The 14,517-nt window shown below is 61.0% G+C and carries 14 protein-coding genes; 11 read left to right on the top strand and 3 right to left on the bottom strand.

What is annotated here, in order from left to right; genetic code table 11:
• The first annotated feature begins 580 nt into the window (after positions 1–580).
• From U1A24_RS07315 to U1A24_RS07275, 9 genes are all read left to right on the top strand, one after another.
• A complete protein-coding gene (locus tag U1A24_RS07315; protein WP_322321322.1) occupies positions 581–736 on the top strand; it encodes a hypothetical protein in 156 nt (51 codons plus the stop codon).
• Between the two features lie 497 nt (positions 737–1,233).
• Positions 1,234–2,796, top strand: coding sequence for an ABC transporter substrate-binding protein (locus U1A24_RS07310; RefSeq protein ID WP_322321321.1), 1,563 nt, complete (start codon positions 1,234–1,236; stop codon positions 2,794–2,796).
• Between the two features lie 59 nt (positions 2,797–2,855).
• Positions 2,856–3,827 carry an ABC transporter permease gene (locus U1A24_RS07305; protein ID WP_322321320.1) on the top strand — a complete coding sequence of 324 codons (972 nt, stop codon included), beginning with the start codon at positions 2,856–2,858 and terminating at the stop codon, positions 3,825–3,827.
• Between the two features lie 3 nt (positions 3,828–3,830).
• Positions 3,831–4,763, top strand: coding sequence for an ABC transporter permease (locus tag U1A24_RS07300; RefSeq protein ID WP_322321319.1), 933 nt, complete (start codon positions 3,831–3,833; stop codon positions 4,761–4,763).
• 3 nt (positions 4,764–4,766) lie between these two features.
• Positions 4,767–5,969, top strand: a complete 1,203-nt coding sequence (locus U1A24_RS07295) for an amidohydrolase family protein (protein ID WP_322321318.1) — start codon at positions 4,767–4,769, stop codon at positions 5,967–5,969.
• The gene (locus U1A24_RS07290; RefSeq protein ID WP_322321317.1) at positions 5,966–7,456 is read left to right on the top strand and encodes an amidohydrolase family protein; all 1,491 of its coding nucleotides are present in this window, start codon (positions 5,966–5,968) and stop codon (positions 7,454–7,456) included. Before U1A24_RS07295 ends, U1A24_RS07290 begins: the two co-directional genes overlap by 4 nt.
• Entirely contained in the window at positions 7,453–8,439 is a 987-nt protein-coding gene (locus U1A24_RS07285; RefSeq protein ID WP_322321316.1) for an ABC transporter ATP-binding protein, read from the top strand. Before U1A24_RS07290 ends, U1A24_RS07285 begins: the two co-directional genes overlap by 4 nt.
• Positions 8,436–9,452, top strand: a complete 1,017-nt coding sequence (locus tag U1A24_RS07280; protein WP_322321315.1) for an oligopeptide/dipeptide ABC transporter ATP-binding protein — start codon at positions 8,436–8,438, stop codon at positions 9,450–9,452. Before U1A24_RS07285 ends, U1A24_RS07280 begins: the two co-directional genes overlap by 4 nt.
• Positions 9,453–9,649: 197 nt before the next feature.
• Positions 9,650–9,985, top strand: coding sequence for a hypothetical protein (locus U1A24_RS07275; RefSeq protein WP_322321314.1), 336 nt, complete (start codon positions 9,650–9,652; stop codon positions 9,983–9,985).
• Positions 9,986–10,262: 277 nt separating this feature from the next.
• Here U1A24_RS07275 and U1A24_RS07270 read toward each other — a convergent pair whose 3' ends face one another.
• Positions 10,263–10,988, bottom strand: a complete 726-nt coding sequence (locus U1A24_RS07270) for an aspartate/glutamate racemase family protein (RefSeq protein WP_322321313.1) — start codon at positions 10,986–10,988, stop codon at positions 10,263–10,265.
• 3 nt (positions 10,989–10,991) lie between these two features.
• Positions 10,992–11,627: a flavin reductase family protein gene (locus U1A24_RS07265; protein WP_322321312.1), complete on the bottom strand. Its 636-nt coding sequence runs from the start codon at positions 11,625–11,627 to the stop codon at positions 10,992–10,994.
• Positions 11,628–11,814: 187 nt separating this feature from the next.
• On the opposite strand from U1A24_RS07265, the gene U1A24_RS07260 reads away from it, so the two are divergent.
• Positions 11,815–12,501, top strand: a complete 687-nt coding sequence (locus U1A24_RS07260; protein ID WP_322321311.1) for a GntR family transcriptional regulator — start codon at positions 11,815–11,817, stop codon at positions 12,499–12,501.
• 315 nt (positions 12,502–12,816) lie between these two features.
• Here U1A24_RS07260 and U1A24_RS07255 read toward each other — a convergent pair whose 3' ends face one another.
• On the bottom strand, positions 12,817–14,031 hold the full coding sequence (locus tag U1A24_RS07255) for a hypothetical protein (RefSeq protein WP_322321310.1): 1,215 nt from the start codon (positions 14,029–14,031) through the stop codon (positions 12,817–12,819).
• A 155-nt stretch (positions 14,032–14,186) separates the two neighbouring features.
• Here U1A24_RS07255 and U1A24_RS07250 point away from each other — a divergent pair.
• The coding region (locus U1A24_RS07250; RefSeq protein WP_322321309.1) for a hypothetical protein at positions 14,187–14,517 on the top strand (331 nt) is incomplete at its 3' end.

Below are 14,517 nucleotides of genomic sequence, written 5' to 3'. Positions count from 1 at the left end.
TGGGAGGCACGGAGGTTCTGATGCGCAACAGCGGCGATCATGACGGCGAACGTGGCTGCGCCGCCGCCGATGGAGTAGGCCAGAACAGCTCCCCACCATGGCGCACCGACGATAAGCGACATCAGACTGGCCAATGCACCCACTGCGATTCCAACGACCAAACTCGCCAGGAACATCCGGCGCCCTCCTCTAAAGGCTGTAAAGTGAATACAATAATCACTTAATTGAACCTTTAGTATGTAATACGACATCAATTGGTGCGGATGTCAATCACAGGTGGCAGGGTGGCCGATGATCCAAACTCTTAAGCGTTGCCAATCTGTTGCAGGTCAGACGGGCAATTCGACCCGAAACGGGGCGAATGCGCTGACATCGACAATCCATATTGCTGGAACGGCGCGACATTCTTCGCGGTTGCGTTTGCGCACGGTTGCGGATGTCCACCCAAAACGGGATCGGCTTTTCCATCCCGGATTGGCCTGTTTGGTCTAAGGGACATGATTCGAGCACAAGAATTCGGCAACCGTGTGAACTCTTAGTCTTGATGTGAAGTTCTACCGCTGCGCTGATTGACAGATATATGATCAGCATCACGCAGGCTTCTGCCGCGAAATCGAACGACGCGGCCTTGCTTCAGAACATCCTGAAGTTGTTCGTGGCACACAGCCTCCATCCCGATGGCAAAACACCTGAACGGATCAAAACCCTGCTGAATCCGAGCAAGATCACGCGCTAGGGACGGTCCTATTGATCGCAATGAGCCGATTCCCGAATCGGATTGCCCGACTTTCACCCCCCGTCATCACCCGACACGATACTGCGCACGCTGCCAAATCAGGCGCTGGCTTCGACGCTCTCCATCCTCGTGAGCCTGCGTGTGGTAGAAACAGCGAAAAGTGTGTTGGCCATTTGCCGCGCCGCCTTACACATACAGGCCGGTTCGGGCTTTTGGGTTCAATACGGTCTGATCGACTCAATCTTGGAGGCTGTGTCGACTCTGCATTGCAAGCTTTGTCAGCGTTCAACCTTAGAGCCAGCTCGATATTTGTGCAAATTGCCAAGTGGTTAGGGGCAAAATCTTATGTTGAAAATATTGTCGACAAAATTATTGACAAAATGGTCCGCAATTCTGACAGTGTTGGCAGGACGATTGCATCCGCCGCAGTGTCCATCATCTGCTCGCAAGTCTCGGCACCAGACCGAGAGGAGACGGGCCCTCAACAGGGAATGACCATGTTCTTCAAATCCACCCTGCTGGCCGGCGTCGCCATCGCCTGCCTTGCCACCGCCGGATCGGCGCAGACCCTGCGTTGGGGCGCTGCCCGCGATATCAACTCGCTGGATTCGTATTCTTACGGATCGACCTTCACCATCAGCTTTCTGAATCATGTCTATGAAGGCTTGGTGCGCTACAACGCCGATCTTCAGATCGAACCGGCGCTGGCGACCGAATGGGAAGTGTTGCCGAACAACATCTGGCGCTTCAAGCTGCGCCAAGGCGTGAAATTCCACGACGGCGCTGATTTCACCGCCGATGATGTGGTGACTTCGCTGGCCCGCGTCAGCCACCCCGACAGCCCGTTGAAGGGCAACTTGCCCGCCTATAAATCCGCCACAAAGGTCGATGACTACACCGTCGATATCGAACTGGTCGGCACCTACCCCTTGCTGCTGAACGATCTGACCAACATCCACATGTTTGATGCAGGCTGGCTGAAAGAGCATAACGCCGAGCTGCCGACCGATGTGGCGAAAAAGGTCGAAGGCTATCCGACCTTCAACGCCAATGGCACCGGCCCGTTTATCGTTGAAAGCCGGGTGCCCGACAGCAAGACCATTCTGGTGGTCAATGACAACTGGTGGGATACCCCCAAGCACAACCTGAAACGCATCGAATTCACCCCGATCGCCTCTGACGCCACCCGCGTCGCGGCGCTTCTGTCGGGTGAGATCGACTTCACCGAAAAGGCCCCGGTGCAGGATCTGCCGCGCCTTGAAGCTACCCCGACCGTCAAGGTGATGGAAGCGAATGAGCTGCGCACCATCATGTTCGGCTTCAATTTTCAGGACAAACTGGCAAACGGCCAGCCGAACTTCTTCCAGCATAAGGAAATGCGCGAGGCCGTGGCGCTTGCCATCGACCTCAACCTGATCCGCGATAAGGTGATGCGTGGCAAATCCCGCGTGACGGGCACCGTCGTCGCCCCCGCGATCCCTGGCTATGACGCAGCGCTGGATGTGCCTTCGGTCTATGACCCCGAAAAAGCCGCCGCGATGATCAAGGAACTGGGCGCCGAAGGCTTCGCGTTTGAAATCGTCTGCGCCAACGACGTCTGGCTGAACGAGGAAGAAATCTGCAACGCCATGGTGTCGATGCTGACCCGCGTCGGCCTTGCTCCAACGCTCAGCATTGGCCCGAACGCTGTGCAGCAGATCAAGCAGACCAACGGTGAAGCCGATATGTTCAGCTTTGGTTGGGCGAACGAGCCGATGCTGGATGCCTATTCGATCCTGCTGCAAGTGTTCCAAACCAAAAGCGACAAGGCCGGGGTGTTCAACTGGGGCGGCTGGTCTTATCCTGAACTGGATAAGCTGATCATCGCGGCCTCGACCGAACTTGACCGCACCAAGCGGCTGGCCTTGGAATCGCAGGCACTGAAGATCGTGAAGGACGAGTCGATCATGCTGCCGTTCCACCAGCAGCCGATGGCTTGGGCGACCTCGGACAAGGTGGAAAGCGTGGTGCAACTTTCGGACAACAAAGGTCGGCACTGGCTGACCCGGATGACCGAATAAGCGAAATCGCTGGCCCGGCGCAGCACGCGCCGGGCCCCACCCCTTACGGAGCCAGTCACATGATTGTTTTCCTGATAAAACGGCTGGCGAACGCGGCTTTTGTCATGCTTGTCGTGGCCTTGATGGCCTTCATGATCTTCCGCTTTGTCGGCGATCCGGTGCAGCTGATGGTCAACGAACAGACCACCCAAGCCGAGCGCGATGAGCTGCGCGAACGCCTTGGTCTCAACCAATCCATGCCGATGCAATACCTGCATTTCGTCACCAACGCCGTGCAGGGCGATTTCGGAATCTCCTACCGCAACCAGCAAGAGGTGATGAGCCTGATTGCCGAGCGTTTCCCCGCCACGATTGAACTTGTGCTGATGGCCACGATCATCTCGCTGGTCGTCGGTGTGCCGCTTGGGGTGATCACCGCCATTCATCGCGGCAAATGGTATTCCGAAGGTTTACAGTTTCTCTCGATCATCGGCGTCTCACTGCCCAGTTTCGTCATCGGCATCATGCTGATCTTGGTGTTCTCGGTGATGTTCAACATCCTGCCCGCCTTTGGGCGCGGCGATGTGGTCAGTATCGGCTGGTGGACCACGGGCCTTTTGACCCCCTCGGGCCGCGCAGCTCTGATCCTGCCCTCTATCGCCTTGTCATTCTACCAGATCACCCTGGTCATGCGTCTGGTGCGCGCCGAAATGCTCGAGGTGCTGCGCTCTGATTTCATCAAATTCGCCCGCGCGCGTGGCGTGCCGTCTTGGCGGGTGCACTACAGCCACGCGTTGCGCAACTGCCTGATGCCGGTCGTCACCATGACGGCGATGAATATCGGCTCCCTGATCGCCTTCGCGCTGATCACTGAAACCGTTTTTCAATGGCCGGGCATGGGGCTGTTGTTCATCCAGGCCGTTACCTTCGTAGATATCCCGGTGATGGCCGCCTATCTCTGCATCGTCTCCTTCATCTTTGTCGCGCTGAACACGCTGGTGGACATCACCTATGCGCTGATCGACCCGCGCCTGCGCAATGCAAAGGCCTGAACCATGACCGTAAACCTGAGCTCTCCCAGCCTGTTCACCCGGATACGCCAAAGCGATCTGTGGTATTCGTTCACCCGGCAACGCAGCGCGGTGTTTGCCGCCATTCTGCTGGCCGTGCTGATCCTCAGCGCCTTCACCGCCCCGCTTTATGCGCCGCAAAACCCGTTTGATCCGGCGCAACTGGAGCTGTGGAACGCCGAAATCCCGCCGATCTGGCTGGAGGGCGGCCAATGGCCCTATCTGCTCGGCACCGACACTCAAGGCCGCGATATCCTGTCCGCCATCCTCTATGGCTCGCGGATTTCCATCTTGATCGGCATCGCCTCGGTGGTGTTCGCGTTGATCATCGGCATCGGCTCGGGCTTGGCTGCCGGCTACTACGGCGGCTATGTTGAAAATGGTCTGATGCGGGTGGGCGATATCCTTTTGTCGATCCCCACCATCCTGATCGCCATTCTGGTCAGCGCCATCGTCCGCGAACTGCTGCCGCCCAGCCTGCGAGAAGTCGGCGCGGCGGGTGTGCTGGTGCTGGCCATCGTGCTCAGCGGTTGGGTACAATACGCCCGCACCGTGCGCGCTCAAACGGCGGTGGAGCGGCGCAAGGAATATGTGCAGGCGGCGCAACTGCTGAAAGTCCCCGCCCGCCGCATCATGTTCAGCCATATCCTGCCCAATACGCTGACCCCAATCCTTGTCGCCGCCACGCTGAACTTCGGCATGGCGATCCTGACCGAGGCCACCTTGTCTTTCCTTGGCATCGGCATGCCGCCCAGCCAACCCAGCCTTGGCACGCTGATCCGGCTTGGCAACCAATTCCTGTTCTCTGGCATGTGGTGGATCGTGCTGTTCCCCGTGCTGCAACTCTGCCTGCTTGTCGTGTCGGTCAACCTGCTGGGTGACTGGCTGCGCGATGCGCTGAACCCGAAACTGAGGTAAGTGATGACCGATCTTTTGCTCCGCAATATCCGTCCGATGGCTGGCGAGACGGCTGACCTGTTGATCCGCGATGGCCGCGTCGCTGCCATTGGCCCGAACCTTTTGGCCGAAGGCATCACAGTTGAAGACGGGCAGGGCGCGATTGCCATCCCCGCGCTGGTCGATGCCCACACCCATCTCGACAAAACCACTTGGGGCATGGGCTGGTATACGGGCCGCAAGGGCGGCGATCTACAAGACTTGATCGACAATGAACGTAACGAGCGTATCCCGCTGGGCCTCGACGTGCATCGCCAGTCGATGCGTCACGCTATGCAGTTGATCGCCAACGGCACCGGCCATATCCGCAGCCATGTCGATGTAGACCACGACCACAAGCTGACCCTGTTGAAAGGAAAGCTGCGCACCCGAGAAGCCTTGCGCGGCGCAGTCGACATCCAGATCGTCGCCTTCCCGCAATCCGGCCTGATGATCCGCCCCGGCGTTTATGAATTGCTGGACGAAGCCTTGGCGATGGGGGCCGATGTGGTCGGTGGGCTTGACCCGTCGTCGATGGACCGCGATCCGAAAGCCTCGTTGGATGCGATTTTCAGGCTGGCCGAAAAGCACTCCAAACCCATCGACATTCACCTGCATGAATATGGCGAACTCGGTGCCTTCACGCTGGAGGAAATCATCGCCCGCACCCGCGCGCATGGGATGCAGGGCAAGGTCGGCGTGTCGCATTGCTTCTGTCTTGGCATGCCCGATCCGCACCGGGTTGGCCCGCTGATGCAGGCGGTGGCCCGCGAAGACATCCGCATCTTCACCACCGGCCACCCCTCTGCCGAAGTGCCATCGCTGCAAGACATGCGGGCATTGGGCATCAAGGTCGGCATGGGCTGCGACGGTATCCGCGACACTTGGGGCCCGTGGGGTCAGCCCGACATGCTGCACCGCGCCCGGATTGTGGGCATGAAAAACCGCATGCGCCGCGATGACGAGCTGGAACTGCTGCTCGACACCGCCTCGCGCGGCGGGGCCGATGCGATGGGCCTAGAGGCTTTGGGGCTGGTGGTTGGCGCTGTCGCAGACCTCACCCTCGTCGCAGGCGAAACCCTCGCCCATGCCGTCGTCGAAGAATCCCCGCGCCCGCTGGTGGTCAAAGCTGGCCGCGTGGTCGCCCGCAATGGTGCGCTGACCCTGCCGGGGATCACCATGCCATGAGCGTATTTCAAGACCTGAAGCTTGGCGAACACCCCACAGGCCGCACCGCCCTCACCGCCGATTGGGTGCTCGGCTATGCCGGAACAGGCCATTGCCTGATCCCCAACGGCGAAATCGTTTTTGAGGCGGGACGCATCCTGCACGTCGGGCAGCGCTTTGAAGGCGAGGTCGCCCGTCGGATCCAGCTTGGCCGCGCGCTCATCTCCCCCGGCCTGATCGACCTTGATGCCCTCTCCGATCTCGACACCACCGTCCTCAGTATCGACCACAACCCCGGTTGGGCCAAAGGCCGGGTCTGGCCGCGCAGCTACATCGAGCGCGGCCCGTATGAGATGTATTCCCCTGAAGAACTCGCCTTCCAGAAACGCTACGCTTTCGCGCAACTCTTGCTGAACGGCATCACCACCGCCGCCCCGATAGCCTCGCTTTTTTACCGCACATGGGGGGAAACCACCGCCGAATTCACCGCTGCCGCCGAGGCCGCAGGCGAGATGGGCCTGCGCGTCTACCTCTCCCCCGCCTACCGCGCGGGCGGCATGGTGCTCGACGCCCCCGGCCAAATGACCCCGGTGTTCGACGAAGCCCGCGGCATGGCAGGCCTAGACGACGCTATCTCCTTCATCACCGCCCAACAGGGCCGCCACAATGGCCTGATCAACGGCATGCTCGCGCCCGACCGCGTTGAAACCTGCACCGCCCCGCTGCTGAAACGCACCATGGACGCCGCCCGCGATCTGAATTGCCGCGTCCGCCTGCACATGGCCCAAGGCGTGATGGAGTTGCAAACCATCCAGTCCTTGCACGGCACCACCGCCCCCGATTGGCTGGCCCGCGAGGGCCTGCTGAACGACCGCATCCTCGCCCCCCACGCCACCAATGCGACCGAAACCGACCTGACCCACTACGCCAACCACGGCGTCAGCGTCATCCACTGTCCCCTCGTTTCAGCCCGCAGCGGCTCCATCCTGCGTTCCTTTGGCACCCTGCGCGCGCGCGGCATCAACATCGCGATGGGCACCGACACCGCCCCCGCCGATATGCTGCTGAACCTGCTCACCGGCCTGATGACCGCCCGCATCGCCGACCCCACCGCCCCGCACCAGCAAAGTGCCGATTTCTGGGATGCTGCCACCTTGGGCGGCGCCCGCGCCCTGGGCCGCACCGACATCGGCTGCCTGAAACCGGGTGCCTGCGCCGACATCGCCATCTTCCGGCTGGACGATGCCATCATGACCCCGGCGATTGACCCGATCACCACGCTGATCGCGGGCGGTTCCGGCAAAGTCACCCAAGCCACCTTTGTGGATGGTCGCCTGTCGATGTGCGAAGGCCGCGTCGCTGGCATCGACATGGCCGCCGCGCAAACCCGCGCCCAAGCCCAATTCGACGGGCTTCTCGCCAAATACCCCGAGCGCAGCTGGCAACACCGCCCGCTGTCCGAGCTTTTCCCGCCCAGCTACCCGATCCGACAGGAGGCAGCGCTATGACCCAAACCCCGATGCTTGATGTCCGCGCGCTGCGGGTAGAGTTTCCCGGCCGCCACGGCACGGTGACGGCATTGGCCGACATAAGCCTCACCATCCAACCCGGTGAAATCCTTGGCGTTGTCGGCGAATCCGGTGCCGGAAAATCCATGACCGGCCTCGCCGTTCTGGGCCTGCTGGAACCCCCCGGCCATGTCGCAGGCGGCGAGGTCTGGCTGAATGGCCGCCGTATCGACCAACTCACGGATCGTGAAATGGAAAAGGTCCGCGGCCGCGAAATCGGTGCGATCTTCCAGGATCCGCTGACCTCGCTGAACCCGCTGTTCTCGGTCGGCAAACAACTGATCGAAACCATCCGCCTGCATCTGCCACTCACTCGCACCGAGGCCCGCCAACGCGCCATCGACCTGTTGGCCGAAGTCGGCATCCCCGGCCCGGAAACCCGTGTCGATCACTTCCCACACCAGTTTTCCGGCGGCATGCGGCAACGTGTGGTGATCGCCTTGGCACTCGCCGCCCGCCCAAAACTGATCATCGCGGATGAACCCACCACAGCTCTGGATGTCTCGATCCAAGCGCAAATCACGTCCCTTCTGCGCCGCCTGTGCAAAGACAACGGCACGGCGGTGATGCTGGTCACCCATGACATGGGCGTCATCGCTGAAACCGCCGATCGGGTGGCGGTGATGTATGCCGGGCGCTTGGTTGAAATCGGCCCGGTCGCCGATGTGATCGCCCGCCCCAGCCATCCCTACACGCGCGGCCTGATGGGCTCGATCCCGACGCTTGGCGCACGCGTGCCGCGTCTGCAACAGATCGACGGCGCGATGCCGCGTCTGGATGCCATCCCGCAAGGCTGCGCCTTCAACCCGCGCTGCCCGCATGTGATGCCGCGCTGCCGCGTTGAGCGCCCCCACCTGCACCCCAGCGGATCGGGCCAAAGTGCCTGCTTTCTGAACCAACCCGCACAGGAGAGCGCCGCATGACGATCCCCACTTCCGCCCTCACCGTCACCCACCTGTCGCGGCTGTTCAACGTCTCGGCCCCCTGGCTGAACCGCGTGATCGAACGCAAGCCCAAGGCCTATCTGCGCGCCGTCGATGACATCAGTTTTTCTGTGCCCTCTGGCGGCTGCCTCAGCCTTGTCGGCGAAAGCGGCTGCGGCAAATCCACCGTGGCGCGGCTGGTCACCGGGCTTTACACCCCGACCAACGGCCAGATGCAGTTTGCCAATGGCAAAAACGGCAAGCCCTTGGCGGCGCAGATGATTTTCCAAGACCCCTATGCCAGCCTCAACCCGCGCTGGCGGGTGTTTGACATCATCGCCGAACCCCTGCGCGAGTTGAAACTGCGCGAGACCGAGGCTGAAATCACCGCACGCGTTGGCGAATTGCTGACCACCGTCGGCCTTGCCCCGCGCGATGGCCGCAAATTCCCGCATGAGTTTTCCGGCGGCCAACGCCAGCGCATCTCTATCGCTCGCGCCCTTGCGACCGAGCCGGAATTTCTGGTCTGTGACGAGCCAACTTCGGCCCTCGATGTGTCGGTGCAGGCGCAAATCCTCAACCTGATGCGGCGCTTGCAGGATGAAATGGGGCTGACCTATCTGTTCATCAGCCATGACATGAGCGTGGTGCGTCACATGTCCGACCAGATCGCCGTGATGTATCTGGGCCGCATCGTCGAACAGGCCGCGACCGAAGTGCTGTTTGCCAACCCAAAGCACCCCTACACCCAGCTTTTGCTGGAAACCATTCCGAACGTCACCGATCCCAAGCGCGATCGCGAAGTGCAATCGGGCGAAGTGCCCAGCCCGATGAAACCGCCCTCCGGCTGCACCTTCCACCCCCGCTGCCCGCAAGCCGACGCGCGCTGCGCGGCGGAACGCCCCGAGATGCAAGCCTACAGCGACGGCAGCCGCGTCGCCTGTCATCGTGTGGCGGAAACCATGGCCGCACTTGCGGTGCCACAGGTTGGCGAGCGGCGTCTGTCGGCGTAATTTTGTTGGGGGCTTGGAAGTGGCTCACGTCAGGGGCAGGAACTGCGCTTGCGCTGCCGAATTGAGAAATGTCGCTTGGAGCCCATTGAGGTCGGTCGGATCGGTGACTTGTCCGACCTATCTCTTGTCAAATGGCTTGACGTATCCTCTGCATATCTAGGAAGCTTAAACATGGAGTTTTGCCAACATACTCAGCTATGAACCGCACGATTATCGGCGTTTTGTCAGCTACCACAGGTGCCTGCCTTACCTGGGCACTCTTTGTTGCAATCTACAAACCGACCATTCAAAACTTCCTGACCTTTGCGACGTCGCAGTACTTCCATCAGATGTCGGACGAAGGTTTGACGAGCATCGCATCCTATAAGGATTGTCGACTTGATCAGCCCGATGAAGCTGACGCGAAGATAGGTGTGGCGATGTTTGGTCTATGCAAAACCGAAAGTGACATCGCAGTGTTTTACTATGCCGTGGCAATGAGCCCAACCGCAGGCTTCGTGTATTCCAGTTTTGATCGAGTCCCTAAACCTTAGACAATGCTGGAGCGGAGAATTCTCTATTGGATTGCGTGAGTGGCTGCTTCGGGCTACAGCCGCCTCCGCAATTATAAACAATTTCAAGGCGGCGCGTGACTACTGACAATCGCAGGTCGTCTTAATAATTGGTAAACGACACCCCCATAAGCCATTGATTTTACTAATCAGCCATTTTGTCCACACGTGGACACACCCCCAACCCCAACCAAGCATAAAAAAACCGCGCCGATAGTCTGGCGCGGTCAGGTGTCCCGGATAGGGCATCGGGGAGGGATCAGGCAGTCTCGGCCAGCACGGGGCTGAACTTCACGCGCGGATAATCATATGCGCCAATTTTAGAGGTCGCGTAACCGCCGCCCACCAGCCCCTCGGCCAGTTTCACCGCAGCACTCACCCCATCAATCACCGGCACCCCGGTGCGGTGTTGCAGCCGCGCGCAAAGTTCGGACATCCCCGCGCAGCCCAGAACGACAGCCTCGGCCCCGTCGACATCCCGCGCCGCCTCAATCTCGCGCACCAGACGTGCCTCAGCGGTGACCGGATCAGATTCCAGCGCCAGCACCGGCATATCCACCGCCCGCACGTTCCGGCAGCGATGCCCCGCGCCGTAAGCCTCGACCAGATCTTCAATGATCGGCACCGAGCGGGGCAGGGTGGTTACAATCGAGAACCGCGTCGCAATCGTGGTCGCGACTTGAACCGCCGCCTGACAGATCCCGATCACCGGCCCCCGCGCAATCTCACGCGCCGCAGCCAGCCCCGGATCATCAAAACAAGCGATCACATAGGCATCTATCCCCCGCGCCTCGCCGTCCCGGATCAGCTCCAGCATCGCAGGCACCGACCACGCCTCATCCGCGTGTCCCTCAATGCTGGCGGGGGTGCCCATCGGGTTCACCGCCTCAATCTCAGTCCCCGCAAAGGCACAGCGCCGCGCACTTTCGCCGATCTGGGCGGTCATCGAGGCGGTAGAGTTCGGATTGATCACCAGGATTTTCATGGCTCAGGCCCCTACCTTCAGACGGTCCAGCACCGACTCCAGCCCCGGAGAGGGCATCACGAATTGTCGATCCGAGGTGATGTAATTGTCGCCATGCAGCCGCGCGATCGGCTGATAACGGTCCGGGTCGACATAGCGGCCCTCGGCATCCAGGCAGTCGCGCCGCACATGCATATGCACCACTTCGCCCAGCACGATCACCCTGCGGTCATAGTCGATCAGCCGCTCTACCCGGCATTCCATCGCACAGGGGCTTTCCTGCACCCGCCGCGCGGCAACCTGATCGCAGGGGGCCGATGTCAGTCCGGCCAGTGAAATCTCGTCCACATCCGCTGCCACGGCCAGCCCGCAGACCAGCATCGCGTCGGCAATCGCCATATCCACCATATTGACCACGAATTCGCCGCTGCGGCGGATATTGCGCACCGTGTCTTTTTCCTGCCCATCGGCCTTGGTCTGGATGCCTAGGATCACAATCGCCGGATCATGCGAGAACACGTTGAAAAAACTCATCGGAGCCGCATTGTCTTGCCCCGCCTCGGACAGCGTAGAGACAAGTGCAATTGGTCTTGGACCGACAAAGTTGGTCAGCAGGCGATAGCGATCCTGCGCCGTGATCTGGGTAAAATCAAAATCCATCGGCGTTCCTGTCGGTATGGCCTGGCGGCAGTTTGGGGGAGAGCGGGCATAGGGAGAATCCGCTCGATATTTCGCAGTTGCTGTTATCAACAATATTGTCTACATTTTTGTAGTCAACACCAACCTGCCGCGCAGATTGACTTTTTAAGGCAGGCAGTAAGAATACGGGCTGAACCAAGGAGCCTACATGTATCACAGCAAGGAAACCGTGACCGGCCCCACCGCCGAGATCTGCGAGCGCATCTGGCTGTCGATTGCAGAAAAGCGGCTTAGGCCCGGTGCACGGCTGAAAGAAGAGCAGTTGGCCGAGATTTTTGATGTCAGCCGGGCGCGGGTGCGCCAAGCGCTTGCGGTGCTGGAAAGCGACGGTCTGGTGACCATTGTGCCGAACCGTGGGGCCTTCGTGGCAGAGCCGGGGGTTGATGAAGCCCGTGACGTCTTCCATGTGCGCAAACAGATCGAAGCCCGTGTCGTCGAGCGGCTGATTGACCGGATCACCGACGCGCAAATCCCGCTGCTGGAGGCGCATCTGTCCCAAGAGCGTGAGGCTGACCAACGCGGTGACACCTCTGCCACAATACGGCTTTCGGGCGGATTTCACCTGTTGCTGGCTGAACTTGCCGGATCAAGCTTTCTGTTTGGCATCCTGCGCGATCTGATTTCACGCAGTTCGCTGATAACCGCGATTTATCGCTCGCAACATTTGCACAATTGCGGGCCGGATGAACACGGTGCCCTGATCGAACGGATCCGTGCGCGCGATAAAAAAGGAGCGATGCGGATCATGCTGGACCATCTTCAGCATGTCGAGGACGAGCTGGACCTGACAGAAGAAATCCCAACAACCCGTGATCTGCGGCAAGCACTGGTCTGACCAAAAAACTCTGCGCTGATATGGCGAGGTAAGGGGCGAAGGCATCGGCCTGTACGCGGGCGGTAAGGCCGTGGATCTTTGTGCAAAAAACCAATTTCGCCGTCAGCGGCCTTTGGCGCGCTCCCGAATGATCATGGGGGTGCGTGAGATCGGCTGGTTCGAGGAGATTGGATTCGGGGAATGCTGGCATGGCCTGCTGCCCATGAAACTGACATAGGACCGCGCCGCCTTCTGCCCCATATAGCTGGAAATAGAGAAGGGGCTTCCGCGGGCAGCGGCAGCACCAGTTGGGAGCATGAAGCGCATGCTCGGGTTTTAGATCAGGCTGTTGTTGCCCCCGAATAGGCCACCCAACAGACCACCGACTAGACCATCATCGCCGAGGATCGGGTCGAGCAGACCGCCTGTGTCGCCACCGAGCAAGCCACCCAACAGGCCATCGTCACCGAGGATCGGATCGAGCAGACCGCCGGTGTCACCGCCGAGCAAGCCACTGACTAGGCCATCGTCACCAAGGATCGGGTCGAGCAACCCGCCGGTGTCGCCACCGAGCAAGCCACCCAGCAGGCCATCGTCACCGAGGATCGGGTCGAGCAGACCGCCGGTGTCGCCTCCAAGCAAGCCACCGACTAGGCCATCATCGCCGAGGATCGGATCGAGCAGACCGCCGGTGTCACCACCGAGCAGACCACCCAGCAGGCCATCGTCGCCGAGGATCGGGTCGAGCAACCCGCCGGTATCACCACCGAGCAAGCCACCGAGCAGGCCATCGTCACCGAGGATCGGATCGAGCAGACCGCCGGTGTCACCGCCGAGCAAGCCACCCAGCAGGCCGTCGTCACCGAGGATCGGATCGAGCAGACCGCCGGTGTCGCCACCGAGCAAGCCACCCAGCAGATCCGTGACGACACCGTCATCGCCGAGCAGCGGGTCGACCAGGCCATCGACCACGCCACCGGAACCCAGAACCGGCTCGAGCAGGCCGCCGAGGGTGCCGTCCAGCGTGTCGACCAAGCCGGTGCCGAGATCGGCCACCACATCGATCACACCATCGAGCAGACCGCCGGTGCCCAGAACGGGCTCGAGCAAGCCGCCATCACCGAGCACTGGGGCCAGCGGGCCATCACCGCCCAAAAGCGGGTCAAGCAGGCCACCCAGACTGCCATCCAAGCCGTCGAGTACGCCGCTCACCAGACCATCGGGACCAAGCACCGGGTCAAGCAGGCCACCGTCGCCCAGCAGATCGCCGATCACCGCATCATCACCCAAGAGACCGCCAAGCGGGCCATCGGAGGCCAGGATATCGCCCAACAGATTGTCGAGCAGACCATCCGAGGCGATCACATCGTCAAGCAAACCACCCGATCCGGTGAGCGGATCCAGCGCGTCGCCCAACAGGTCGTCGATCAGACCATCCGGGCCGGTGATCGGCGAAAGCAGGCCGTCATCGCCGAGCAGATCATCAATGATGCCGTCTGGGTCGTTGATACCGCCCAGCAGATCATCCAGCGGGCCATCCGGTCCCAGCAACCCGTCATCGCTGATGATCGGCTGCAGCGGCCCTTCGTTGTTCTCCGTGGGATCGGTCGGATCTGTCGGGCCAGTGGGATCTGTCGGGCCAGTCGGATCTGTCGGGCCAGTCGGATCTGTCGGGCCAGTCGGATCTGTCGGGCCAGTGGGATCAGTTGGGCCAGTGGGATCTGTCGGGCCAGTTGGATCTGTCGGGCCAGTTGGATCGGTTGGGCCAGTTGGATCTGTCGGGCCGGTGGGATCTGTCGGGCCCGTCGGATCGGTTGGGCCAGTGGGATCTGTCGGGCCAGTGGGATCAGTTGGGCCGGTGGGGTCTGTCGGATCGGTTGGGCCAGTCGGATCGGTTGGGCCAGTGGGATCGGTTGGGCCAGTGGGATCGGTTGGGCCAGTGGGATCGGTTGGGCCAGTCGGATCGGTTGGGCCAGTCGGATCGGTTGGGCCAGTCGGATCGGTTGGGCCAGTCGGATCGGTTGGGCCAGTCGGATC

This window comes from Cypionkella sp. (assembly GCF_034376685.1).
Taxonomy (GTDB): domain Bacteria; phylum Pseudomonadota; class Alphaproteobacteria; order Rhodobacterales; family Rhodobacteraceae; genus Cypionkella.
The sequence above is the reverse complement of the archived record's forward strand: the minus strand, read 5'-3'. Positions and strand labels throughout refer to the sequence as shown.

Excerpts from the sequence above, each read along its gene's own strand:
- U1A24_RS07315 (WP_322321322.1), top strand. The coding sequence starts at position 581 with ATGATCAGCATCACGCAGGCTTCTGCCGCGAAATCGAACGACGCGGCC.
- U1A24_RS07310 (WP_322321321.1), top strand. The coding sequence starts at position 1,234 with ATGTTCTTCAAATCCACCCTGCTGGCCGGCGTCGCCATCGCCTGCCTT.
- U1A24_RS07305 (WP_322321320.1), top strand. The coding sequence starts at position 2,856 with ATGATTGTTTTCCTGATAAAACGGCTGGCGAACGCGGCTTTTGTCATG.
- U1A24_RS07300 (WP_322321319.1), top strand. The coding sequence starts at position 3,831 with ATGACCGTAAACCTGAGCTCTCCCAGCCTGTTCACCCGGATACGCCAA.
- U1A24_RS07295 (WP_322321318.1), top strand. The coding sequence starts at position 4,767 with ATGACCGATCTTTTGCTCCGCAATATCCGTCCGATGGCTGGCGAGACG.
- U1A24_RS07290 (WP_322321317.1), top strand. The coding sequence starts at position 5,966 with ATGAGCGTATTTCAAGACCTGAAGCTTGGCGAACACCCCACAGGCCGC.
- U1A24_RS07285 (WP_322321316.1), top strand. The coding sequence starts at position 7,453 with ATGACCCAAACCCCGATGCTTGATGTCCGCGCGCTGCGGGTAGAGTTT.
- U1A24_RS07280 (WP_322321315.1), top strand. The coding sequence starts at position 8,436 with ATGACGATCCCCACTTCCGCCCTCACCGTCACCCACCTGTCGCGGCTG.
- U1A24_RS07275 (WP_322321314.1), top strand. The coding sequence starts at position 9,650 with ATGAACCGCACGATTATCGGCGTTTTGTCAGCTACCACAGGTGCCTGC.
- U1A24_RS07270 (WP_322321313.1), bottom strand. The coding sequence starts at position 10,988 with ATGAAAATCCTGGTGATCAATCCGAACTCTACCGCCTCGATGACCGCC.
- U1A24_RS07265 (WP_322321312.1), bottom strand. The coding sequence starts at position 11,627 with ATGGATTTTGATTTTACCCAGATCACGGCGCAGGATCGCTATCGCCTG.
- U1A24_RS07260 (WP_322321311.1), top strand. The coding sequence starts at position 11,815 with ATGTATCACAGCAAGGAAACCGTGACCGGCCCCACCGCCGAGATCTGC.